The organism is Streptomyces sp. NPDC001348, from assembly GCF_053597535.1.
In genome coordinates this window covers 1-23,139 of record NZ_JBSFIK010000035.1, presented here as the reverse complement: position 1 = coordinate 23,139, position 23,139 = coordinate 1, and the positions used below count along the sequence as shown (strand labels likewise).

Below are 23,139 nucleotides of genomic sequence, written 5' to 3'. Positions count from 1 at the left end.
CGCCCGCACCGGCGGCCGGCACCGAAAGGAACCCCTGATCAACGTGACGGCGACTGCCACCTTCACCGGCGACGCGAGCCCCTACCGGGGCGGTGACCCGTACGCGGACTACCGCACCGCCGACTTCCCGTTCACCCACCACGCCGATCTCGCCGACCGGCGGCTCGGCGCCGGTGTCATCGCCGCCAACGACGAGTTCTTCGCCCAGCGGGAGAACCTCCTGCTGCCCGGACGGGCCGAGTTCGACCCCGAACGCTTCGGGCACAAGGGCAAGATCATGGACGGCTGGGAGACCCGCCGCCGCCGCGGCGCCTCGGCCGAGCAGCCCTGGCCCACCGCTGAGGACCACGACTGGGCGCTGGTCCGCCTCGGCGTGCCCGGCGTGGTTCGCGGCATCGTCGTCGACACGGCCCACTTCCGGGGCAACTACCCGCAGGCGGTGTCGATCGAGGGCACCTCGGTGCCCGGCTCCCCGTCCCCGGAGCACCTGCTGTCCGCCGACGTGAAGTGGACGACGCTCGTCCCGCGCACCCCCGTGGGCGGTCACGCGGCGAACGGCTTCCCCGTGTCCGTGGAACAGCGCGTCACACATCTGCGGGTCAACCAGCACCCCGACGGCGGCATCGCCCGACTGCGCGTGTACGGCGAGGTCGTCCCGGACCCGAAGTGGCTGGAGGTCCTCGGCACCTTCGACGTGGTCGCTCTGGAGAACGGCGGCCGGGTCGAGGAAGCCTCCGACCTCTTCTACTCCCCGGCCGCCAACACCATCCGGCCCGGCCGCTCCCACAAGATGGACGACGGCTGGGAGACCCGCCGCCGCCGCGACCGCGGCCACGACTGGATCCGCTACCGGCTGGCCGCCCAGGCACAGGTCCGGGCCGTCGAGATCGACACGGCGTATCTGAAGGGCAACAGCGCGGGCTGGGCATCCGTCTCCCTCAGGGACGGAGAGAAGGGCGACTGGCACGAAGCACTGCCCCGCACCCGCCTCCAGCCCGACGCCAACCACCGCTTCGTCCTCCCGGCCGCCGCGGTCGCCACGCACGCGCGCGTGGACATATACCCGGACGGAGGGATCTCCCGTCTGCGGCTGTTCGGCTCGCTGACCGGGCCCGGCGCGGCATGGCTGGCGGCGCGCCACCAGGAGCTGGGCGGCTGACCTCCGCCACCGTGAACGTCCGCCGGCTTCGGCTGCCCGCACCGGGTCCGGGAGCCGCTCGCCCGAGACGGTCAGGCCGCGTGCCCGCCGTCGACGGCGAACTCGGCACCCGTGACATAGGGCGCCCCGGCCAGATGGGCGACCGTCGCCGCCACCTCCTCCGCGCGCCCGAACCGGCCCAGCGCCGTCATCGCCGACTGGGCGGCCGCGTACGGCCCGTCCGCCGGGTTCATGTCGGTGTCGATCGGCCCCGGATGGACGATGTTCGCCGTGATGCCGCGCGGCCCCAGCTCCCGCGCCAGGGCCTTGGTCAGCCCGATCAGCGCCGACTTGCTCATCGCGTACAGCGTCCCGCCGGGGCCGGGCACCCGCTGCGACATGCACGTCCCGATCGTGATGATCCGGCCCCCGGCCGCCATGCGCGCGGCGGCCGCCCGGGAGGTCAGGAACACCCCGCGCACATTGACGGCCAGCACTCGGTCCACGTCGGCGAGCGACAGACCGTCCAGCGGTCCGAGCACGCCGATGCCCGCGTTGTTCACCAGGATGTCCGGCCCGCCGAGCTCCCGCGCCGTACGCTCCACCGCGTCCGCCGCCTCCTCGGCGTCCGCCGCGTCCGCGCGCAGGGCGACCGCCCGGCGCCCCAGTGCCTCGACGGTCCGTACGACGTCGGCCGCCGCCTCCTTGCCGTTCACATAGGTCACGGCGACGTCCGCGCCCTGCCGGGCGAGCCGCAGGGCCGTGGCCGCACCGATGCCCCGGCTGCCGCCGGTCACCAGGGCCACCTTGCCGTTCAGGGTTTCGTACTGTGTGGTCTCGGATGTCATGGGTCCATCCCAGCGGCCCCGCGGGGGAACCGCTGGCGGTGAACGGACACCGATCTCGCGTGGCCGGAACTCTCTCCTCCACCTCCCGCGTTCTCCCGTCGTGACCCTTCAGCAAGAAATCGTCGGCAACGCCATGCAGATGGCGGTCGTCAACCTCAGCCCCGGCCAGACCGTGTACTGCGAGGCGGGGAAGTTCCTGTTCAAAACGGCCAACGTCACCATGGAGACCCGTCTGAGCGGACCGTCGGACAACGGCGGCCGGTCCCAGGCCGGCGGAAGCGGCGGGATGGGCGGCATGCTGCGCCAGGCCATGGGCACCGCGATGCAGGTCGGCCAGCGCATGCTGGCCGGCGAGTCGCTGGCGTTCCAGTACTTCACCGCCCAGGGCGGAGAGGGCACCGTCGGCTTCGCGGGCGTGCTGCCCGGCGAGATGCGCGCCCTGGAACTCGACGGGACGCGCGCGTGGTTCGCGGAGAAGGACGCCTTCGTCGCCGCCGAGTCCACCGTCGACTTCGGCATCGCCTTCCAGGGCGGACGGACCGGGACGAGCGGCGGCGAGGGCTTCGTGCTGGAGAAGTTCACCGGGTACGGAACGGTGATCATCGCCGGCGCGGGCAACTTCATCGACCTCGACCCGGCCGACTTCGGCGGCCGCATCGAGGTCGACACCGGCTGTGTCGTCGCCTTCGAGGAGGGCATCCGGTACGGCGTCCAGCGCGTCGGCGGCCTCAACCGTCAGGGGATCATGAACGCCGTCTTCGGCGGCGAGGGACTGTCCCTGGCCACCCTGGAGGGCAGCGGCCGGGTCATCCTGCAGTCTCTGACCATCGAGGGCCTCGCCAACGCCCTGAAGAAGGCGCAGGGCGGCGACAAGCAGGGCCCGACCGGCGGACTGTTCTCGACGAACGCGGGCTGAGCCCCGGACGGCGCAGCGAGGAGTCGCGGGCCCCGGCGGGGTCCGAGGTGATGACAGCGGACCCCGCCCCAGGAAGAAGGCACCCGACACGGGGCCCGGCGACGCACTGGTGACGGTGCCACCCGACCGAACCATCCCAGAAGGGGCAAAAGCCTTGACCACTGCCGTCGGAACAGTCGAGGGATCTCCCCTCTGGTCGCATCCGGAGCTAGGGCTGCACGCCCTCGTGGACGCGACCGGCACGGTCGGGCTGGGCCGTCCGGACCAGGACCGGGCGGGCCTGGTGCCCCTCGTCGAAGCGACCGCCACCGGCCACGGACGCCTGTGGTCGGGGGAGCGCTTCATCGAGACCGCCATCGGCGACCGCCTGACCTACCGGGACCATGCGACGGTCCGGAACGGCGGCATGGAGCGTACGACGATCCGGCTGGCGGACGCCGTGACCGGCCTGGCCGCCGATGTCGTCCTCGACGTCCGCCCCGGGGCCGGCTTCCTGCGCTCGCGGGTGCGCCTGGCCAACGAGGGCAGCACCCCGCTCCGGCTGGAGAGCGTGACCACCCTGACCCTCGGCGGCATCACCGACGAGGACGGCGGCCTCGACGGCCTCACCCTGCACTGGGCGGACAACGACTGGCTGGCCGAATGCCGCTGGCGCCGGGCCGCCTTCCGCGACCAGGTCGTCCCGCTGAACAGGTCCGCCCACGGGCACGAGGGGCGCGGCTGCTTCGAGCGCCACTCGCAGGGCAGCTGGTCGACCGGCAGCCACCTGCCCGTCGGCGCGCTGACCGACCGGGACGGCCGTGCCTGGCTCTGGCAGATCGAGTCCAGCGCGGGGTGGCGCTTCGAGACCGGCGAACGCGAAGGCGCGGCCTACGTAGCCCTGTTCGGTCCCGACGACGCCCACCACCAGTGGCACCACACCCTCGCACCCGGCGAGGAGTTCCACACGGTCCCCGCGGTCCTCGTCCGGGCCGAGGAGGGCGGCCTCGACGCCGCCTTCGGCGAACTCACCGGCTACCGCAGGCGGATCCGCCGCGAGCACCCCGACCACCGGACGCTCCCGGTGATCTACAACGACTACATGAACACCCTCATGGGTGACCCGACCACCGAGAAGCTGATGCCGCTCGTCGCCGCGGCGGCAGCGGCCGGCGCCGAGGTCTTCGTCGTCGACGCGGGCTGGTACGACGACGACGCCCAGGGCTGGTGGGACGCCGTCGGCGCCTGGGAGCCCGCCCCGGGCCGGTTCCCCGGCGGCATCCAGGAGGTCCTGGACGCCATCGGGCGACACGGCATGACCCCCGGACTGTGGCTCGAGCCCGAAGTCGTCGGCGTACGCAGTCCGCTGGCCCGCACCCTGCCGCCCGAGGCGTTCTTCCGGCGCGGCGGCATCCGCGTCACCGAGCACGGCCGGCACCACCTGGACCTGCGCCACCCCGCGGCGCGCGCCCACCTCGACGCGGTCGTGGACCGGCTGGTGGGCGAATGGGGCGTCGGCTACCTCAAGCTCGACTACAACATCAACATCGGCCCCGGCACGCAGAACGGTCCCGAAAGTCCCGGCGCCGGACTGCTCGGACACCACCGTGCCCACCTCGACTGGATGTCGGCCCTGCTGGACCGGCACCCCGGCCTGGTCCTGGAGAACTGCGGGTCCGGCGGCCTGCGCATGGACTACGCACAACTGGCCGTGGCCCAGCTCCAGTCCACCAGCGACCAGCAGGACCCCCTGCGCTACCCGCCCATCGCCGCCGCGGCCGCCACCGCCGTGACCCCCGAGCAGGCGGCCGTGTGGGCCTACCCCCAGCCCGACGACAGCCCCGACCGGATCGCCTTCACGCTCACCGGGGCCCTGCTGGGCCGGATCCACCTCTCCGGATTCCTCGACCGTATGAACGACGACCAGCTGGCCCTCGTACGCTCGGCGATCCGCGTGTACAAGGACATCCGGGCGGACATCCCCGGCGCACACCCCTTCTGGCCGCTCGGCCTGCCGGCCTGGGAGGACGACTGGATCGCGCACGGACTGCGGGGAGAGGGGGCCACGCTCCTCACCGTGTGGCGACGCGGGCCCGGCGCCGGACACCGCACGCTCACCGTCCCCCACCTGCGCGGCGTTCCGCTGCGCCCGCTCGTGCTCCACCCGGATACAGCCGACGCGGAAACGGAGTGGAACGCGGCCGAGGGGGAGCTCACCGTCAGCCTTCCGCGCCCCGGCACGGCCGTGCTCCTGCGGCTGGTCCCGCACATGTGACCGCCCGCACCGGGGCGCCGGCGGAGCCGCACCGAGGTGTCACCACGACACGGGCTCCCGCACGCCCGGTATCTCCGCCAGCCGCACCGGCCGGTGCTCGCGGCGGGACAGTTCGCACGCCTCGGCCACCCGTAGCGCCTGCAGTGCCTCGCGGCCGTCGCAGGGGTTGGCGCGCTCGCCGCGGACGACGTCGACGAAGGCGCACAGCTCGGCCTCGTACGCGGGGCCGAAGCGTTCCAGGAAGCCGGTCCACGGCCGGTCCGCGGCCGGCGGCCCGGTCGGCTCGGTGGAGGCGATGGGCGTACGGTCGTCCAGGCCGACGACGATCTGGTCGAGTTCCCCGGCCAGCTCCATGCGGACGTCGTAGCCGGCGCCGTTCAGCCGCGTCGCCGTCACCGTGGCGAGCGTGCCGTCGTCGAGCGTGAGCAGCGCGGCGCCCGTGTCCACGTCCCCCGCCGCACGGAACATCGCGGGCCCCGCGTCGGACCCGGTCGCGTACACGTCGACGACCTCCCGGCCCGTCACCCAGCGCAGCGCGTCGAAGTCGTGGATCAGCGTGTCCCGGTACAGCCCGCCGGACAGCGGCAGCCAGTCGGCAGGGGGCGGGGACTGATCGGAGGTCAGCGCCCGTACCGTGTGCAGCCGCCCGAGCCGCCCCGAGCGGACCGCCTCGCGGGCGCCGGCGTAGCCCGAGTCGAACCGCCGCTGGAAACCCATCTGCAGGACCGTGCCCGCCGCCTCGACCTCGGCCAGCGCCTGCAGCGTGCCCGGCAGGTCGAGCGCGATCGGCTTCTCGCAGAAGACCGGCAGCCCCGACCGTGCTGCCCGACCGATCAGTTCGGCGTGCGCCGAGGTCGCCGTCGTGATCACCACGGCGTCCACGCCCCACCGGAAGATCTCGTCCATCCCCGGCGCGGCGGTCTCGCCGAGGCGGTGCGCGAGCTCCTGGGCCCGCGCCGGCTCCGCGTCCGTGAGGATCAGGGAGCCGACCTCGCGATGACGGCTGAGCGTCCTCGCGTGGATGGTGCCTATACGGCCCGTACCGATGACCCCGATGCGCATGAGAACAAAGTGAGGGGCGACACCGTACGCTGTCAATGTGTATGTCCGGACAACCGGACTACACAACTTCCCGTCAACCATCCACGGGGCTACGCTCTGCCCGTGCCGAAACCAGATGTGGACCCCACCGTGTCGCTCGACCTCAGTGTGGACCGGAGTTCGCCGGTGCCCTTGTACTTCCAGCTGTCCCAGCAGCTGGAGGCCGCGATCGAGCACGGAGCGCTCACCCCCGGCAGCCTGCTCGGCAACGAGATCGAGCTCGCCGCACGGCTCGGCCTGTCCCGGCCCACCGTCCGCCAGGCGATCCAGTCCCTCGTCGACAAGGGCCTCCTCGTCCGCCGCCGCGGCGTCGGCACACAGGTCGTGCACAGCCAGGTCAAACGCCCGCTCGAGCTCAGCAGCCTCTACGACGACCTGGAGGCGGCCGGGCAGCGACCCGCGACGAAGGTGCTGACCAACACCGTCGTCCCGGCGTCCGCCGAGGTGGCGGCGGCGCTCGGCGTCGTCGAGGGCAGCGAGGTGCACCGCGTCGAGCGGCTGCGCCTGGCCCACGGGGAGCCGATGGCGTACCTGATCAACCACCTGCCGCCCGGCCTGCTCGACCTGGACACCGCACAGCTGGAGGCGACGGGCCTGTACCGCCTGATGCGGTCCGCCGGGATCACCCTGCACAGCGCCCGGCAGTCCATCGGTGCCCGGGGTGCCACGGCCGAGGAGGCCGGGCGGCTGGCCGAGACGGAGGGGGCCCCGCTGCTCACGATGCAGCGCACCACCTTCGACGACACCGGCCGCGCGGTCGAGTTCGGCGACCACACCTACCGCCCCACGCGCTACTCCTTCGAGTTCCAGCTGCTCGTACGGCCTTGACGTCCCGGCGGCCGCACAGGTCCCGATGTCCGGACAATGTGACCGGCGGCCCCCGGCGACCGCGGCGCTCACGGCTCGGACGGCCGTACGCGGGGCGAGTGCCGCTCCCGAGCGCGGGCGGGGCCGGTCGCCGGCACTCCCGCACGGGAAGCGGCCGGGCGTCCCCGTCGCTCCCCAGTACGGCACGGCACGCGCGCGTGAGGCAGAATCGGCGGCGATGAGCACCTACCGCGACCTCACCGCCCCCATCGGCTCCCGCCGAGCCACCGTCCTGCGCACGGCCGGTACGCGGGAACGCCGGTCACTCCTGACCGCGCCCCGAGTGCCCACGGTCGGCATCGACATCGGCGGCACCAAGGTCATGGCGGGCGTCGTGGACGCCGACGGCAACATCCTGGAGAAGGTCCGCACCGAGACCCCGGACAAGTCCAAGAGCCCGAAGGTCGTCGAGGACACCATCGCCGAGCTGGTCCTGGACCTGTCCGACCGGCACGACGTGCACGCGGTCGGCATCGGCGCCGCCGGCTGGGTCGACGCCGACCGCAACCGCGTCCTGTTCGCCCCCCACCTGTCGTGGCGGAACGAGCCCCTGCGCGACCGCCTGTCGGGACGGCTCTCGGTGCCGGTCCTCGTGGACAACGACGCCAACACCGCCGCCTGGGCCGAGTGGCGCTTCGGCGCCGGCCGCGGCGAGGACCACCTGGTCATGATCACGCTGGGCACCGGCATCGGCGGCGCGATCCTGGAGGACGGTCAGGTCAAGCGCGGCAAGTACGGCGTCGCCGGTGAGTTCGGCCACATGCAGGTCGTGCCCTCCGGCCACCGCTGCCCGTGCGGCAACCGCGGCTGCTGGGAGCAGTACAGCTCCGGCAACGCGCTGGTCCGCGAGGCGCGCGAGCTGGCCGCCGCCGACTCCCCGGTGGCCTACGGGATCATCGAGCACGTCAAGGGGAACATCGGCGACATCACCGGCCCGATGATCACCGAGCTGGCCCGCGAGGGCGACGCGATGTGCATCGAGCTGCTGCAGGACATCGGCCAGTGGCTCGGCGTGGGCATCGCCAACCTGGCCGCCGCCCTCGATCCCTCCTGCTTCGTGATCGGCGGCGGCGTCAGCGCCGCCGACGACCTGCTGATCGGCCCGGCCCGGGACGCCTTCAAGCGCCACCTCACCGGCCGCGGCTACCGTCCCGAGGCCCGCATCACCCGCGCCCAGCTCGGCCCGGAAGCCGGCATGGTCGGCGCCGCCGACCTGGCCCGCCTGGTCGCCCGGCGCTTCCGCCGCGCCAAGCGGCGCAGGGTCGAGCGGTACGAGCGCTACGAGCGGTACGCCCAGGCCCGCCGCACCCGGGACACCGCGTGACCGCGTCGCTGCCCCGCCAGGCCGCGCCCCCGGACGAGCCGCACCGCCCGCCCGAGGACCCGGGCCACAGGATCGGACGCAGGGCGCTCACCCTGCTGATCATCGTCCTGCTCATCGGCGTCCCGGCCGGTTACCTGGTGATCTCCGCCAACCAGAGCCGGGACAGCGGCAAGGACAAGGAGCAGAAGTACTCGGCGACCGGCCTCACCGCCGGCTGGCCGTCGAAGGTGCAGCGCCGCCTCTACCGGGTGCCCGTCCCGCACCCGGCCGACCGGATCGCCTACTACGAGACGAACAACTGGAAGACCAGCCGTCTCTACGTGCAGTTCCGCACCAACAGCGCCGGTCTGGACAGCTTCCTCGAAGGCATGCGGGTGAGCCGGGACGACCTGAAGAAGGGCGACATCAGCATCGGCGCCCGCGACCGGAAGATCACCGGCTGGACCTTCAAGGGCCCCGGCCCCTGGTGGGGCCTCACCCACAAGCAGAAGAACCCCGCACCCACCCAGGACGTGATCGTGAACCTGTCCGATCCGAACCTCCCGATGGTGTACGTCGTCTCCCGCACCGTTCCCTGACCGGCCGGCCCGAGCCGGTGCCGGGACCGATTGTCGGACCCCGCCCGTACAGTCGAAGACGACTGATCCGACACAGGGGCGGGAGGTGGCAGAACGTATGAGCGGCACGGCTGCGGTGGCCGGGCACGCCGGGAGCGGGGAACGCGTCCCGCTGCGGCTCGCGGCCGTCTACCTGCCCGCGCCCCTCCCGCGCGAAGGCCGGATCGCCTTCTGGGACCCGGGTGACGACGCGCCCCCGCCCACGGAGCCCCGGGACACGGCGGATGCGCGACGCGACGAGCTCACGGTCGTCCGGCGGCACGGCTCGGCCGTGCGCCGCAGGCAGGTGCCCGCTCTGTCCCTGCCGCTCGACCAGGCACTCCCGCTGCTGGTGCGGGCCCGCCACGATCCGGCCGCCCACCCGGCCACGGCCTGCTGGGGAGCCGCCGCCCTGCACGCCCTCGGACTCGCCGCCCGCGGCCGCCTGCTGCCCGGGCTGACCCCCGCCGGACACGACGCCTGGCGCGCCGGCCCCCTGGAACCCGACGACCTCGCCCATCTGCGCGCCGTGGCCGCGGCGCTGCCCGCCGAGGGCCACGCCGTGCCGCTGCCCGGTCCGGGCCCGCTGCGGCTGCCCGAGCCGGAGGCGCTGATGCGCTCCTTCCTGGACGCCGTCGCGGACACCCTGCCCCGCACCCCGGCCGCGCCCCACACCTCCGGCAGACCCTTCGCCGCCCGCGAACCGCAGTCTCTGCCCCACGCCCACGACTGGGCCGCGGAGGTCGCCGCTGGCATGGACGCGGGCGTGCGGATCTCACTGCGCCTGGACCTGTCGGCGTACGACCTCTTCGACGGCGACGCCGGCCAGACGGGTGCGCGTGGCGCGGGCGCGGCGATCGTCCAGGTGCACAGCCTCGCCGACCCGACACTGGTGGCCGACGCGACCGCCCTGTGGGCGGGGGAGGCCGACGGCGCGTTCGGGCCACGCGCGCGCGTGGACGCGGCTCTCGCGGTCCGCCGCGCCGCCCGGGTCTGGCCGCCGCTGGACCGGCTCGCCGAGCGGGAGGTGCCCGACGTGCTCGCCCTGTCCGAGGACGAGCTCGGCGAACTGCTCGGCATGGCGGCGACCAGGCTCGCCGCGGCCGGGGTCGCCGTGCACTGGCCCAGGGACCTCGCGCAGGACCTGAGCGCCGCCGCCGTGGTCCGGCCCGCACCGGGCTCGGCGACCGACGGCACCGGGTTCTTCGAGAGCGGGGAACTGCTGCAGTTCCGCTGGCAGCTGGCGCTGGGCGGCGACCCGCTCACCGAGAGCGAGATGGACGCCCTCGCTCAGGCCCACCGCCCGGTCGTCCGGCTGCGCGACCGCTGGGTGCTCGTCGACCCCGCCCTGGTCCGCCGGGCCCGCAAACGTGAACTGGGTCTGCTCGACCCGGTCGACGCCCTGTCCGTGGCGCTCACCGGCAGCGCCGAGGTCGACGGCGAGACCGTCGAGGCCGTGCCCGTCGGCGCGCTCGCCGCCCTGCGCGACCGCCTCACGGCCGGAATCCGGCCCGCCGAGCCGCCCGCGGGCCTCGACGCCACGCTCCGCGACTACCAGCTCCGCGGCCTCGCCTGGCTCGAGCTGATGACCTCCCTCGGGCTCGGCGGCTGCCTCGCCGACGACATGGGCCTGGGCAAGACCATCACGGTGATCGCCCTCCACCTGAAACGGGCCCGCACCGAGCCCACCCTCGTGGTCTGCCCCGCCTCCCTGCTCGGCAACTGGCAGCGTGAGATCGCCCGGTTCGCGCCCGGCGTCCCCGTCCGCCGCTTCCACGGTCCGGACCGCACCCTGGACGGCCTCGACGCCCTCGGCGGAGGGTTCGTCCTCACCACGTACGGCACCATGCGCTCCACGGCACCGGGCCTGGCCGAACAGTCCTGGGGCATGGTCGTCGCGGACGAGGCCCAGCACGTCAAGAACCCGTACTCGGCGACCGCCAAGGCGCTGCGCACCATCCCGTCCCCCGCGCGCGTGGCGCTGACCGGCACCCCCGTGGAGAACAACCTCTCCGAACTCTGGGCCCTGCTCGACTGGACCACCCCCGGCCTCCTGGGCCCCCTGAAGGCCTTCCGGGCCCGGCACGCACGCGCGGTGGAGAACGGCAAGGACGGCGAGAACGGGGAGGCCGTCGCCCGCCTCGCCCGGCTCGTCCGTCCCTTCCTGCTGCGGCGCAAGAAGTCCGACCCGGGGATCGTGCCGGAGCTGCCGCCCAAGACGGAGACGGACCACCCGGTACCGCTCACCCGCGAACAGGCCGCGCTGTACGAGGCGGTGGTGCGGGAGTCGATGCTGGCGATCGAGACCGCGGGCGGGATCGCGCGCCGGGGCCTGGTGCTGAAACTGCTGGGCGCCCTGAAGCAGATCTGCGACCACCCCGCGCTCTACCTCAAGGAGGAGACGCACACCGAGGGGGCGGCCAGGCGGTCCGGCAAACTGGCGCTGCTGGACGAGCTGCTGGACACCCTGCTCGCCGAGGACGGCTCGGCGCTGGTCTTCACCCAGTACGTGGGCATGGCCCGTCTCATCACCGCCCACCTCGCCGCCCGCGCGGTCCCGGTCGACCTCCTGCACGGAGGCACACCGGTCCCCGAGCGGGAACGCATGGTGGACCGGTTCCAGAGCGGGGAGACACCGGTCCTCGTCCTCTCCCTCAAGGCCGCGGGGACCGGCCTGAACCTCACCCGCGCCGGCCACGTCATCCACTTCGACCGCTGGTGGAACCCGGCCGTCGAGGAGCAGGCCACCGACCGCGCCTACCGCATCGGCCAGACCCAGCCCGTCCAGGTCCACCGCCTGGTCACCGAGGGCACGGTCGAGGACCGCGTCGCCGAGATGCTCCAGGCCAAACGCGCACTGGCCGACGCGATCCTGGGCTCCGGGGAGGCCGCCCTGACCGAACTGACCGACCGTGAACTGTCCGACCTGGTGTCCCTGAGGAGGCCGTCGTGACGGACGGAGCGGTACGCCCGGCCGACGCCGCACGCCGGGCCCTGCGGGAGGCGCGGGAGGCGCGGGAGCGGGATCAGCGGGGGAGCGAGGCCGAGGACGGGGCGGTGACCGGGGGCGGTCCCGTGCCCGTGCCCGCCGGGGACACGGGCCGCGAGGAGACGCGGACGCTCGGCCCCACTGCCCGGCAGGCCGCCCGGGACGACGAGCCGTCGCCGGAGGAGGCGGCCCCGCGGGAGGAGCAGTCGCCGCAGGACGTGGCCCCGCGGGAGAAGCAGTCGCCGCAGGACGTGGCCCGGCGGGCGGACCCGGTGCCCGCGTCCGACGCGGCGAGGCCCGGTGACGCCGCCCGCGCGGCGCTCCGGTCGGCCGTCGCCGCCCGGCGGGGAGCGGGTCCGGCCGTCGAATGCGGCGACGGACCCGCCGGGCGTGCCGCCGCGGCCGGATCGCCGCAGGGGACGGCACCGGACCCCGCGGACCCCCCTGCCCCGCGGGTGGCACCCGAGAGCCGTGGTCCGGCCGTGCCGGGCGGACGCCCGGGAGACGTCGCCCGCAAGGCGCTGCGGGCCGCTCGCCGCGCGACCCGGGAGACGGAGCCCGCGATCGGCACCGAGCCCGCCGACCGGCCGGCCCAGGCCCCCGGTGCGGCTCCCCGGCAGGTCGAACGGCGCGGGGCGGCCCGGGACATGAGCGACTTCCTCGCGACCGCCTTCCGGATGCCCGCGATGCCGGACGAGCCGCGCGAGAGGGCCGGCGCCGGTGACCCGGCGACGCGGGACAGCGCGCCCGGCCCGCCGGACGGTTCACCGACCGCACCCCGTGACACCCCCGCCCCGTCGGCCCCTTCCCCCTCGGAACCTCCGGTACCGCCCCTCCCACCCGTCCCCCGCACCATGGCCACCCCGCACCGCGACCACGACCTGCGCCGCACCTTCCCCGCCTTCCCGCCCCGCTCCCCGCAGGACGCCCGCTTCGCCGGGACCTGGTGGGGCAACGCCTGGGTCGAAGCCCTGGAACAGGGCGCGCTCGACCCGAAGCGGCTGGCGCGGGGGCGCGGCTACGCCGAGCAGGGACACGTGGACGCGATCACCGTGACGCCGGGCCTCGTCCTCGCGTACGTACGCGGCAGCCGTCCACGGCCCTACCGCGTGCAGGTCCGGCTGCGCACCCTGGCGGAGGCCGACTGGGAGCGGTTCCTGGACGCGGCCGCCGACCGGCCGGGCCACATCGCCGCCCTGCTCGACAAGGAACTGCCGCACTCCCTCGCCGACTGCGGCGTCCCCCTGCTGCCCGGCCCCGGCGACCTGGCCCCCCACTGCAGCTGTCCCGACTCCGGCCACCCCTGCAAGCACGCGGCGGCGCTCTGCTACCAGACGGCCCGGCTGCTCGACGCCGACCCCTTCGTGCTGCTCCTGCTGCGCGGCCGGGGCGAGCGCGACCTGCTGGACGCGCTTTCCCGCCGCAGCGCCGCCCGGGCGGCCCGCACCGCCCGGGAACGGCAGCCGACGTCCTTCGCCGGCGTGCGCGCCACCGAGGCCCTCGCCCCACGCGCACTCCCGCCGCTGCCGCGGCCGATGCCCGCGCCGCCGCATCCGCAGCAGCCCCCGGTCTACCCGGCGGCGCCGGGCGGCCCCGACCCGTTCGCGCTGGACCAGCTGGCGACCGACGCCGCCGCCCGCGCCCACGCCCTCCTGACCACCGGCCATGACCCGGTCGGCGAACTGACCCTCTGGCAGGACGCGGTGCGCCAGGCGGCCGCCCGGCCCGGCTCCGGGCTGACCGCCGCCACCCGCACGCTCTACTCCGCACTGGCCTCCGCCGTCGGCCGCACCCCGGCCGACCTGGCGCGCGCGGTCGCCGCCTGGCGGCAGGGCGGGCCGGCGGGACTCACCGTCCTGGAGGAGCCCTGGGACCCGCCGGCGGGACGCTTCGACCGGGCCCGCCCGCTTCTGCTCGCCGCCGACCTCCCGGCCTTCCGGCCCTGGCGCAACCACCTCACCCACCCGCGGGGACACACCCAACTCCGGTTCGGCCGGGACGGATTGTGGTACGCGTACGAGTCGGAGCCGGGCCGTGACGACTGGTGGCCGCGCGGCACCCCCGACCTGGACCCCGTCGGCGCGCTGACGGGCCTCGGCACGTCGCACGGCATGTGAGCCGCGTCCCGGGGCTGTCGCCGGACACCGCGGGAGGCGGTACGGCCCGCACCGGGCACGACCACGGCGGGCACGACGACGAGACGGTCCCGGCCTTCACCTGGCCGGGACCGTCGGGTGCGTCGGAGGAGAGCGGCGCCTACACGGCCGCCCCGGCGGCCCCCGCACGCGCCCTGCGGCGGCGCAGTGCGAACGCGGTGGTCGTCGCGCCCGCGGTCAGCAGGCCGGCGCCGATGCCGAGCGGCAGGACCGGGGAAGCGGGGCTGCTGTCGGCGACGTTCTGCGCCTTGAGGTCCTGGACGTACGCCGGGTACGGGGCGTTGCCGGCGGCGGACGTCGCCGTCCGGGCGTAGTGGTGCGGGATCGGCTTCACGGACCTGACCGAGCCGTCCGCGTTGAGCAGCACCTGCTTGTTGTTGGGGTGCCGGAAGTCGAACAGGCCGTTCAGGCTGCCCGCCCGCTGGTCGAAGGAGGCGTCACCGATGCGGCCGGTGCCCCAGTTGTTCTCGATGAACTTCGTGATCGACGCCTGCTCGGTCGCGGTGTGGTCGATCGAGTTCACCTTGCTGTAGGGGGAGATCACCAGCAGGGGCTGCCGGGTACCCGGACCGCAGCGGTCCGCGTAGCCGCCCGCGGCGGCCGGGCCGGACTGGCAGTAGGGGCTGTCCAGCGCCTTGCCGTTGGAGCCGGTCGTGGTGTCCTTGGAGCCGTTGAGCACCCGCGAGGTGACGTGGTCGTACCAGCCGTCGGAGTCGTCGTAGGCGACGACGACCGCGGTGGACTTCCACTCCGGGGACTTCTGCAGCGCGTTGATCTCCTTGACCAGGAAGTGCTGCTCGTCGGTCGGGTCGGAGTACGCGGCGTGGCCGTCCTGGTACTCGGCGGCCTTGAGGAAACTGACGGCCGGAAGGTTGCCGTCCTTGAGGGCGGCGTCGAAGTCCGTCAGGTCGTAGTTGTGGTTGGCGCGGCCGCTGTGCCCGATCTCGGCGATGTTCCTCGGCGCGAGGTGGTGCGGGTTGGACGTTGACCTGTAGTACTGGAACGGGGAGTGGTGCGGGCTGTAGTCGACGACCGCGGCGCCGCCGACGTTGGTGTGCGTGGCGCCGCCGCACTTGGCGTAGTCGCCGCTCTTGCCGTCCCAGGCGGTGGACGGCCTGAAGCCGCCCTGGAACCAGCCCCAGCTCACGTGCTTGGCGTTGAGCAGGTCACCGATGTTCCTGCCCTGCATCGCGGCGAGGGCGCTGGTGCTCGTGTGGTCCTTGTCCGAGCAGTCGTCGTAGGCGGGGTCCGGGTCGTTGACGACCGTGCCGACGCCCTTGGCGTCCGGCGAGAGGACGGTGTACGGGTCCGGGGTCGTCGTCTGCTTCGGGTTCTCCGTACCGGAGGCCGGGTCGACGGAGACGACGCCGTGGGTCTGACCGGAGATCAGGTTGAGCGCGCCCGGCGTCGAGGGGCCGTAGACGGAGCTGAACGAACGGTCGCTCATCGAGTAGTGCTGGGCGTAGTTCCACAGGCCGGTGACGGTGTTGCCGTCGTAGTAGTCCATCACCAGACCGGGCTCGCCGAAGAGCCCGGTGCACTTGCTGACCTCGGTGTTCTCGACGTACTTGTCGGCCTTGCCGCCGTCGGCCGCGTACTGCTCGGGCCCGTAGGAGTGGTTCTGGTCGCAGGTCATCGCCTGCGACGGGGTGAGCCGCTTGGGCGTGTACAGGTTCGGGTTCTTCGTCAGCAGCCCGGCGCCCAGCAGGTTGTCGGCCTTCGGGGTGTGCCGCGCGGCCTTGAACTTCGTGCCGTCGCTGTTGGCGGCCTTGGGGTAGGTGGCGAAGTAGTGGTCGAACGAGACGTTCTCCTGGTAGATGACCACCAGGTGCTTGATCGGCGTCGCGGTGTGCGTTCCGTGGCCGCCGTCCGCCGTGGCCGCCGACGCGGGAACGGCGCCGCCCGCCGCAGTGAGGGCCGCCGCGCCGAGCAGGGCGCCCACGCGCGTCAGAGCGCGCCGCGCGTCCCAGGTTCTTGCTGTGCCGATCATGCCGTCTCGCCTTCCGAGAGCACCGGGTTCCGCTGCCAGGCCGATTCGTGGCCATGACATCGATGACTGATTCTGGGCGGTGCCGGAGGCCGGGCGGAGGAGCGGCAATGACGGGTGAGCGAACGGATGGTCAGCGGATTCTCATCAGATCTTGACCTTCTTTTGGTCGGCTCGGTCGGCGTCCATGGTCGTGATCAGGTCAGCAGGGCGCGTCCCAGCCAGTCGGTGGCGTCCCGCACACCGGGCAGCGCGAAGAAGTAGCCGCCGCCGAACGGGGAGACGTAGTCGACCAGCGGTTCACCGGCCAGCCGCTTCTGCACGGCCTCGAACTGCCGGGCCAGATCCTGCTGGTAGCTGCAGAACAGCAGACCCATGTCGAGGTTGCCGTTGCTGTCCATGCCCCGGTCGTAGTTGTAACCGCGGCGCAGGATGCGCTGGTCGGCCGTGGCGGCGGTACGCGGGTTGGCGCGCCGGATGTGGCTGTCCAGGGGAATGACGTCGCCCTTGGGATCCTGGGCGTACTGCGGCGTGTCCTTCTCATGGCGGCCGTCCAGGGGTGCGCCGGTGTCGCGGGCGCGGCCGAACATCCGCTCCTGCTCGGTGAGCGAGACCCGGTCCCAGAACTCCACCAGCATGCGGATCAGCCGTACGACCTGGTAGCTGCCGCCGGTCGCCCAGTCAGGCTCGTCGGCGTCCGCGCCCACCCACACCAGGCGGTCCGTCTCACGCGCGCTGGTGACGTCCGGGTTGGCGATGCCGTCCTTGAAGCCGAAGTGGTTGCGCGGGGCGCCGGACGGGCGGGGCGGGCTGATGAAGCCGTCCATCCGCCAGCGCACCTGTATGCCGCCGCGGGTGTGCCGGGTGATGTCGCGCAGCGCGTGCAGCACCGTGTCCACGTCGGCCGCGCACAACTGAACGCTCAGGTCGCCGTGACACCAGGCGGCGTCCAGGTCGTCGTCGGGGAACGACGGCATGGTGGTCAGCCGCCGGGGCCTGCGGGCGGTGAGGCCGTAGCGGTCGTCGAAGAGGGAGGCGCCGACGCCGACCGTCACGGTCAGCCCGTCGGCGGGCACATCGGGGCCCAGCGTGCCCGAGTCGGCCGGCGGGGCGGTGATGCCCGGCTCGTCCGGGCTGCCGCCGGCGGTGAGGAACCGGGCCCGGGCGGTGAGCGTGCGCAGCAACTCGGCCAGTTCGGCGCGGTTCTCGGCGGTGGTGTCGAAGGACACGAACGACGTGGCCCGGGGGGCGGGGGTGGTGATGCCCGCCTGGTGCGGGCCGTGGAAGGGCACGCGCGCCGGCGCACCGGACGGCGCGGAGGCGGAGGCGGTGCCGCGGTCGGCGGCCACCAGGCCGGCCCCGGCGACGGCCGCCGCGCTCGCCAGGAAGCCCCGGCGTCCGACTTCGCTCACGTGCTTCACGAGTTTCTCCGTACGTCCATGAGGGAGGCCACGCCGGCGAGCCGCTCCACCAGTTCACCGAGGTCCGCGTCGACCTTCTCCCGCTGGGCCGGGGTCAGCCGGTCCAGGGGAGTCCAGCGACCGTCGTGGCCGAAGCCGTCGAGGCCCTGCCGGGTGCGGTCCAGCCAGGAGTCGAGCCCGGCCAGACCGGTGTAGCGGGTCTTCAGCAGCGGACGCAGAAAGCCGAGCAGGGTGCGGGTCCCGTCGAGGTTGGCGCGGGCGGTGGCCAGGTTGGTGCCGCTTCCGTAGTCGGTGCGGCCGGTCAGCTCGAACTGCAGGGTGTTCTCCAGGATCTCGTGCGCGCGCAGGCCGACGTCGGCCGGGTCCATCCGCTCGCCGCGCCAGCTGTCGCGCAGCGCTCGTACGGTCCTGGCGAGCTGGTCGGCCGGGCCGCGCAGACTGCTCGCCGGCTCGCCGTGCCACAGGCCGTGCTCGACCCGGTGGAACCCGGTGAAGTGCTTGTCGCGCACCCCGCCGGACAGCCCCGCCGTGGTTCCGTTGATCTTCCCGTCGGCGTCGCCGAAGGTGCCGTACGCGGCGCCCATCCGCTCGTACACCAGATGTGCGGGCAGCCACGCGGCACGGGCGGCGGCCAGGTCGCCGCGGTCGACGTCGGCGCGCAGGACGTCCGTCTTCCGGACCAGCTCGACCGTCCGGGCCTGGACCCACTTCTGGTAGGCGAGCGTCGGCGGGATGAGGTCCTGCTGGCTCACCGGCACGGCGGCCGGGCCGCTCCTCACCTTCGCGCCGGTGACCCGGACCGTCGGACCGGTGACGGCGTCCGCGTCGTCGGGCAGGCACTTGAAGGCGTACGGGCCGTTGCCCAGGGTCACCCGCAGCGGGCGTTCGGTGCCCGGGGCGAGCCCCTCGACCTCGCCGTAGACGGCGCCCGACTTCGGGTCGGTCAGAAACACCTCGGCCGCCGAGCCGGAGAGGTTGTGCAGGTCGAACACCTGGCGGCCGGGCCGGGGGTGGTCCCAGCCGCGTCCGCAGCCGGTGGACCCGACCTCGACGGAGGTGTGCCGCAGACCGTCGGCCGTCGTCGTCCGTCGGCCGCCGCCGGATGCACCCGCGGCCAGCAGGCCGGCTCCCACCGCGACGGCGGCCACCAGGGCGCCGACCGCGAGCAGCGCGGTACGCCGCCGGCCGGCGGGACCGGGCGAGGGGCGGGCCGGTGTCGAGCCGGGAACGGCGTCGCGTGCGGTTTCGGGCACGCCGGGCCTCCAGACAGTCGTACGAACGAGGCGCCGATGATCCTAGGCGGGCCGGAAGGCGGTGCGGGGCCACCGGCCGCTCTCTGACCGAACACGGGTCCAGAATTCGCCCGCGGTTCACCCGCGAGCCCACCGGCCGCGATCCGCGGCGGGCGGCACCGGCCGCCGACACTTGCTCGGACCTTGCTTTGCGGGCCGAGCTGGACGAGGTGATCTGATGCCGGTCGCCGTCGACATCGACGTGATGCCGGCCAGGCGGAAGATGTCCGTGGGCGAGCTCGCGGACCGCGTGGGGATCGAGCCGGCCAGTCTGGCGGTACTCAAGAACGGCCGTGCCAAGGCGGTCCGCTTCGCGACGCTCGCCGCGCTCTGCGAGGTGCTCGAGTGCCGGCCGGGAGACCTGCTGCGCTGGGAGGCCGAGGACACCACGGGCGGATGACGTGTCCCGGCGGGCGTGCGGTGTCTGCCGGCGGGCGTGCGGTGTCTGCCGGCGGAGGCGACGGTGCGGCGGCTACCGCCGGAAGTCCATCTCCTCCAGACGTGTCTGCACGGTGCGGCCGCTCTCCCATGCGTTGGCGCCCGGTGCCACGTCCGGGACCGGGATGTCCGCCCGGTTCCGCCGCTTGTGGGAGGTCGAGATGCCCAGCCTCTCGTCGCGGGCCCGGACCAGTTCCTCGGCGGCCTGTCCGTCTTCGGTGAAGCCCATCATCAACTGCGGTATGCCGTAGGGGAAGTCGTCGCGGTCGCACTGCCACGTGTGGAAGGTCTTCCCGTAGGTCGTCACCAGGTCCTCGAAGTAGGCGTGTTCCGCGATGTCGGGGATTCCCGGGGCGGTGAGGATGCCGGACTTCACCTCGTGGTGGTGGCTGTGCCACAGCCGCTTCTCGTCCTCGGGCAGGCCGCGGAAACGCTCCTCGCCGACGATGTACTCGATGCCGATCAGGCGGGCGTCGGGCGCGTTGCGGTCGAAGATCACGCATTGGTGCAGGTCGTGCCGGAGGTGGATGCAGAAGTGCGTCGCCTCGACCTGCCGGCCCATGTCGTCGGCGTACATGTGGAAGCCGTTGAGGTAGGTGCTCATCGCGTCGAGCGGGTACTTCGGCTGCATGGCACCGGCCGCCAGGTCCAGCGCGCGGTGCTTGAGCGGATGCCCCTTGCCGACCTTGCTCGTCGTGGCCGCCTTGCGGCCGAACAGGAGTCCCGCGGCAGCCGTCACCCCCGCTGCGACAACGATGCCGATGGTCGCGGCCGGCCCCCGGCCGAAGCCGCCCGAGCGGTGTGTGCCGTGTGTGAGTGCCATGGGCGGTGGGTTCCCTGCGTGCGCGGGGCGTAACGGCGCGAGAAAGGACGTCGAATGTTTCGACGTCGCCTGCGAATCATGCGAAGGGTATTGACGCCGTTCACCGGTTCCCTATCATCCAGGTTGCTCGATACCCCGACTCCCGTTCGTGGTTCCGAACGAACCAGGCCGCTCCACTCGCACAGCAGGGCACCTCCGGATCACTCCCACCGCAAGGCCCGAGCCGCAAGGAGTATGCCGTACATGCATATGTCATGGCCTCATCAGCCTTTTTCGCGGCGTCGCGCGCTGGCGGCCGCCACCGGTCTCGCCGTCGGCGCCGTCCCCCTGACGGCGGGTGCCTCCCGCGCCGCGGCCGCTCCCGCCCGAGGGCCGGCCCTCGCCGCCGGGGACTACACGAACCCGGTGATCTGGCAGGACTTCGCGGACATCGACGTCATCCGGGTCGGAGACACCTACTACGCCTCGGCCTCGACCATGCACTACTCGCCGGGCGCGCCCGTCCTGCGCTCGTACGACCTGGTGCACTGGGAGATCGCCGGCCACTCGGTGCCGGTCCTGGACTTCGGCGCCAAGTACGACCTGAACGGGGCCCGAGGCTATGTCAGGGGGATCTGGGCGTCGTCCCTGGCCTATCGTCCGAGCAACAGGACGTTCTACTGGCTGGGGCAGATCGACTTCGCCCGGACGTACGTCTACACCGCGACGGCCGTCGAGGGGCCGTGGAACCGGCTGACGACGATCGGCACGTCCTACTACGACGCGGGACTACTGGTCGACAGCGACGACACCCTGTACGTGGCGTACGGCAACACCACGATCAACGTGGCCCAGCTCTCGCCGGACGGCCGTACCCAGGTCCGCACACAGCAGGTGTTCACGGCCCCGTCGAGCGTCGGCACCCTGGAGGGCTCCCGCTTCTACAAGATCAACGGGCAGTACTACATCTTCGTGACCCGCCCCGCGAACGGGCAGTACATCCTGAAGTCCTCGGGCGGCCCCTTCGGTCCGTACACGATGCGGCAGGTGCTCCTCGACCTGCGCGGCCCGGTCCCCGGCGGTGGCGTCCCGCACCAGGGCGGTCTGGTGCAGACGCAGAACGGCGCCTGGTACTACCTGGCGTTCGTCGACGCCTACCCCGGCGGCCGGGTGCCCGCGCTGGCACCGGTCACCTGGACCGCGGACGGCTGGCCCGTCGTCCAGCTGGTGAACGGCGCGTGGGGCACCTCCTATCCCAGCCCGGCCGTGCCGTCGCCGCCCCGCCAGGTCACCCCCATGACCGGCGTCGACACCTTCGACGGCACGTCCCTCAAGCCGAGGTGGGAGTGGAACCACAACCCGGACAACACCAAGTGGTCGGTCGACAACGGCCTGACCCTGTGGACCGCGACGGTCACCAACGACCTGTACTGGGCCCGCAACACCCTCACGCACCGCATCCAGGGCCCCACCTCGACCGCCACGGTCCAGCTCGACCACTCCGCGATGCGCGACGGCGACCGGGCCGGACTCGCACTGCTGCGTGACTCCTCCGCCTGGATCGGCCTCAAGCGCGATGGCGGAGCCACCCGCGTCGTCATGGTCGGCGGGCTGACCATGGACGGCAGCTGGAACACCACCGGCACCGGCCAGGAGCTCGCGGGCGCGAACATCACGGGCAGCCGTGTCTGGCTGCGCGCGAACGCGGACATCCGCCCGGGCGCGGCACGCCCGGGGACCTTCTCCTACAGCACCGACGGCACCACCTTCACCCGCCTCGGACCCGACTTCTCCATGGGCAACGACTGGCGGTTCTTCATGGGCTACCGGTTCGCCCTCTTCAACCACGCCACCCAGGCGCTCGGTGGTTCGGTCCGCGTCACGCGGTTCGAACTCTCCACGCCCTGAACCGACGACAGTCCGGACAGCCTCCGACGGGCCGACCGGAACCGCTTACCCAAGGACTGCGAGGTCCCCATGCGCAGACGAAGTCTCCACCGCGGACATCCGTCCGTGGTGCTCGCCACTGCGGTCGCGGCCCTGGTCGTGCTGGCGGCGACGCTGGTTGCCGGCCCGGCCCGGGCGGCCACCGACGGCGCCGTGCGCGGCATCGGTTCCGGCCGGTGTCTCGACGTGCCGAACAGCAGCCAGACCGACGGCACCTACCTGCAGATCCGGGACTGCTCGGGCGGGGCCAACCAGCAGTGGACGCTGACGGACAGCAACCAGCTGACCGTGTACGGCAACAAGTGCCTGGACGTTCCGGGCCACGCCACCGCGGCCGGCACCCGGGTGCAGATCTGGACCTGCACCGGCGGTGCGAACCAGCAGTGGCGGGTGAACTCCGACGGCACCATCGTCGGCGTGGAGTCCGGGCTGTGTCTGGACGTCACGGGCGCCGCCACCGCCAACGGCACGGCGGTGGAGATCTGGACGTGCAACGGCGGCAGCAACCAGCAGTGGAGCGGCCTGTCCGGGACACCGACCCCGCCGGGTGGCGGCGAGTGCTCTCTTCCGTCGACGTACCGGTGGACGTCCACGGGTGCGTTGGCGCAGCCGGCGAACGGGTGGGTGTCGCTGAAGGACTTCACCAACGTGGTGTACAACGGCAAGCACCTGGTCTACGCGTCGAACGTGTCGGGATCGTCCTACGGCTCGATGGCTTTCACGCCTTTCACGAACTGGTCGGACATGGTCTCGGCCGGCCAGACCGGGATGAACCAGGCCACGGTGGCGCCCACGCTGTTCTACTTCGCGCCCAAGAACATCTGGGTGCTGGCGTCCCAGTGGGGTCAGTGGCCCTTCTTCTACCGCACCTCCAGCGACCCCACCAACCCCAACGGCTGGTCCGCGCCGCAGGCGCTGTTCACCGGCAGCATCCCGGGCGCCGCCCCGATCGACCAGACCCTGATCGCCGACGGCCAGAACATGTACCTGTTCTTCGCCGGTGACAACGGCAAGATCTACCGGGCGAGCATGCCGATCGGGAACTTCCCGGGCAGCTTCGGCT

The 23,139-nt window shown here is 73.1% G+C and carries 17 protein-coding genes; 11 read left to right on the top strand and 6 right to left on the bottom strand.

The window, feature by feature from the left end; genetic code table 11:
• Nucleotides 1-43: 43 nt before the first annotated feature.
• Nucleotides 44-1,159 (top strand): allantoicase, encoded by a 1,116-nt coding sequence (gene alc / locus ACWC21_RS29965; protein ID WP_450886256.1) that lies wholly within the window; start codon nucleotides 44-46, stop codon nucleotides 1,157-1,159.
• A 71-nt stretch (nucleotides 1,160-1,230) separates the two neighbouring features.
• Here alc and ACWC21_RS29960 read toward each other — a convergent pair whose 3' ends face one another.
• Entirely contained in the window at nucleotides 1,231-1,986 is a 756-nt protein-coding gene (locus ACWC21_RS29960) for an SDR family oxidoreductase (RefSeq protein WP_450886254.1), read from the bottom strand.
• A 100-nt stretch (nucleotides 1,987-2,086) separates the two neighbouring features.
• Between ACWC21_RS29960 and ACWC21_RS29955 the strand changes: the two genes are divergently transcribed.
• Together ACWC21_RS29955 and ACWC21_RS29950 are read left to right on the top strand one after the other, a co-directional pair.
• Entirely contained in the window at nucleotides 2,087-2,902 is an 816-nt protein-coding gene (locus ACWC21_RS29955; protein WP_450886253.1) for an AIM24 family protein, read from the top strand.
• Between the two features lie 154 nt (nucleotides 2,903-3,056).
• The gene (locus tag ACWC21_RS29950; protein WP_450886251.1) at nucleotides 3,057-5,156 is read left to right on the top strand and encodes an alpha-galactosidase; all 2,100 of its coding nucleotides are present in this window, start codon (nucleotides 3,057-3,059) and stop codon (nucleotides 5,154-5,156) included.
• Nucleotides 5,157-5,195: 39 nt separating this feature from the next.
• On the opposite strand, the gene ACWC21_RS29945 is transcribed toward ACWC21_RS29950, so the two are convergent.
• Nucleotides 5,196-6,218 carry a Gfo/Idh/MocA family protein gene (locus tag ACWC21_RS29945; protein WP_450886249.1) on the bottom strand — a complete coding sequence of 341 codons (1,023 nt, stop codon included), beginning with the start codon at nucleotides 6,216-6,218 and terminating at the stop codon, nucleotides 5,196-5,198.
• 129 nt (nucleotides 6,219-6,347) lie between these two features.
• Here ACWC21_RS29945 and ACWC21_RS29940 point away from each other — a divergent pair, with 129 nt between their 5' ends.
• The 5 genes from ACWC21_RS29940 to ACWC21_RS29920 all read left to right on the top strand — a co-directional run bounded on the left by ACWC21_RS29940 (nucleotide 6,348) and on the right by ACWC21_RS29920 (nucleotide 14,150).
• Nucleotides 6,348-7,085 (top strand): GntR family transcriptional regulator, encoded by a 738-nt coding sequence (locus tag ACWC21_RS29940; RefSeq protein WP_450886389.1) that lies wholly within the window; start codon nucleotides 6,348-6,350, stop codon nucleotides 7,083-7,085.
• Between the two features lie 217 nt (nucleotides 7,086-7,302).
• The gene (locus ACWC21_RS29935) at nucleotides 7,303-8,448 is read left to right on the top strand and encodes an ROK family glucokinase (protein ID WP_450886248.1); all 1,146 of its coding nucleotides are present in this window, start codon (nucleotides 7,303-7,305) and stop codon (nucleotides 8,446-8,448) included.
• Nucleotides 8,445-9,026 (top strand): sugar kinase, encoded by a 582-nt coding sequence (locus ACWC21_RS29930; RefSeq protein WP_450886246.1) that lies wholly within the window; start codon nucleotides 8,445-8,447, stop codon nucleotides 9,024-9,026. The genes ACWC21_RS29935 and ACWC21_RS29930 overlap by 4 nt, the downstream gene beginning before the upstream one ends.
• A 97-nt stretch (nucleotides 9,027-9,123) precedes the next feature.
• Nucleotides 9,124-11,997: an SNF2-related protein gene (locus tag ACWC21_RS29925; RefSeq protein ID WP_450886244.1), complete on the top strand. Its 2,874-nt coding sequence runs from the start codon at nucleotides 9,124-9,126 to the stop codon at nucleotides 11,995-11,997.
• Nucleotides 11,994-14,150, top strand: a complete 2,157-nt coding sequence (locus tag ACWC21_RS29920) for an SWIM zinc finger family protein (RefSeq protein WP_450886242.1) — start codon at nucleotides 11,994-11,996, stop codon at nucleotides 14,148-14,150. Before ACWC21_RS29925 ends, ACWC21_RS29920 begins: the two co-directional genes overlap by 4 nt.
• Nucleotides 14,151-14,289: 139 nt before the next feature.
• Here the strand turns inward: ACWC21_RS29920 and ACWC21_RS29915 are convergent, their stop codons facing one another.
• The 3 genes from ACWC21_RS29915 to ACWC21_RS29905 all read right to left on the bottom strand — a co-directional run bounded on the left by ACWC21_RS29915 (nucleotide 14,290) and on the right by ACWC21_RS29905 (nucleotide 18,850).
• Nucleotides 14,290-16,179 (bottom strand): phospholipase C, encoded by a 1,890-nt coding sequence (locus tag ACWC21_RS29915; protein ID WP_450886241.1) that lies wholly within the window; start codon nucleotides 16,177-16,179, stop codon nucleotides 14,290-14,292.
• 194 nt (nucleotides 16,180-16,373) lie between these two features.
• Nucleotides 16,374-17,597 carry an iron uptake transporter deferrochelatase/peroxidase subunit gene (gene efeB / locus ACWC21_RS29910; protein WP_450886239.1) on the bottom strand — a complete coding sequence of 408 codons (1,224 nt, stop codon included), beginning with the start codon at nucleotides 17,595-17,597 and terminating at the stop codon, nucleotides 16,374-16,376.
• Nucleotides 17,594-18,850, bottom strand: coding sequence for an EfeM/EfeO family lipoprotein (locus tag ACWC21_RS29905; RefSeq protein WP_450886237.1), 1,257 nt, complete (start codon nucleotides 18,848-18,850; stop codon nucleotides 17,594-17,596). The genes efeB and ACWC21_RS29905 overlap by 4 nt, the downstream gene beginning before the upstream one ends.
• A gap of 217 nt (nucleotides 18,851-19,067) precedes the next feature.
• On the opposite strand from ACWC21_RS29905, the gene ACWC21_RS29900 reads away from it, so the two are divergent.
• Entirely contained in the window at nucleotides 19,068-19,289 is a 222-nt protein-coding gene (locus tag ACWC21_RS29900; protein WP_450886235.1) for a helix-turn-helix domain-containing protein, read from the top strand.
• A 72-nt stretch (nucleotides 19,290-19,361) separates the two neighbouring features.
• Here the strand turns inward: ACWC21_RS29900 and ACWC21_RS29895 are convergent, their stop codons facing one another.
• Nucleotides 19,362-20,150 (bottom strand): OBAP family protein, encoded by a 789-nt coding sequence (locus ACWC21_RS29895; protein WP_450886233.1) that lies wholly within the window; start codon nucleotides 20,148-20,150, stop codon nucleotides 19,362-19,364.
• A 249-nt stretch (nucleotides 20,151-20,399) separates the two neighbouring features.
• Here ACWC21_RS29895 and ACWC21_RS29890 point away from each other — a divergent pair, with 249 nt between their 5' ends.
• Nucleotides 20,400-22,037, top strand: a complete 1,638-nt coding sequence (locus ACWC21_RS29890) for a glycoside hydrolase family 43 protein (protein WP_450886387.1) — start codon at nucleotides 20,400-20,402, stop codon at nucleotides 22,035-22,037.
• A 69-nt stretch (nucleotides 22,038-22,106) separates the two neighbouring features.
• Nucleotides 22,107-23,139: non-reducing end alpha-L-arabinofuranosidase family hydrolase (locus ACWC21_RS29885; RefSeq protein WP_450886231.1), on the top strand; the 1,033-nt coding region annotated here is incomplete at its 3' end.

Bases quoted from the DNA above. Each gene is read 5' to 3' on its own strand.
- ACWC21_RS29960 (WP_450886254.1), bottom strand. From the start codon at position 1,986: ATGACATCCGAGACCACACAGTACGAAACCCTGAACGGCAAGGTGGCC.
- ACWC21_RS29935 (WP_450886248.1), top strand. From the start codon at position 7,303: ATGAGCACCTACCGCGACCTCACCGCCCCCATCGGCTCCCGCCGAGCC.
- ACWC21_RS29915 (WP_450886241.1), bottom strand. From the start codon at position 16,179: ATGATCGGCACAGCAAGAACCTGGGACGCGCGGCGCGCTCTGACGCGC.
- ACWC21_RS29890 (WP_450886387.1), top strand. From the start codon at position 20,400: ATGTCATGGCCTCATCAGCCTTTTTCGCGGCGTCGCGCGCTGGCGGCC.
- ACWC21_RS29900 (WP_450886235.1), top strand. From the start codon at position 19,068: ATGCCGGTCGCCGTCGACATCGACGTGATGCCGGCCAGGCGGAAGATG.
- ACWC21_RS29925 (WP_450886244.1), top strand. From the start codon at position 9,124: ATGAGCGGCACGGCTGCGGTGGCCGGGCACGCCGGGAGCGGGGAACGC.
- ACWC21_RS29895 (WP_450886233.1), bottom strand. From the start codon at position 20,150: ATGGCACTCACACACGGCACACACCGCTCGGGCGGCTTCGGCCGGGGG.
- ACWC21_RS29945 (WP_450886249.1), bottom strand. From the start codon at position 6,218: ATGCGCATCGGGGTCATCGGTACGGGCCGTATAGGCACCATCCACGCG.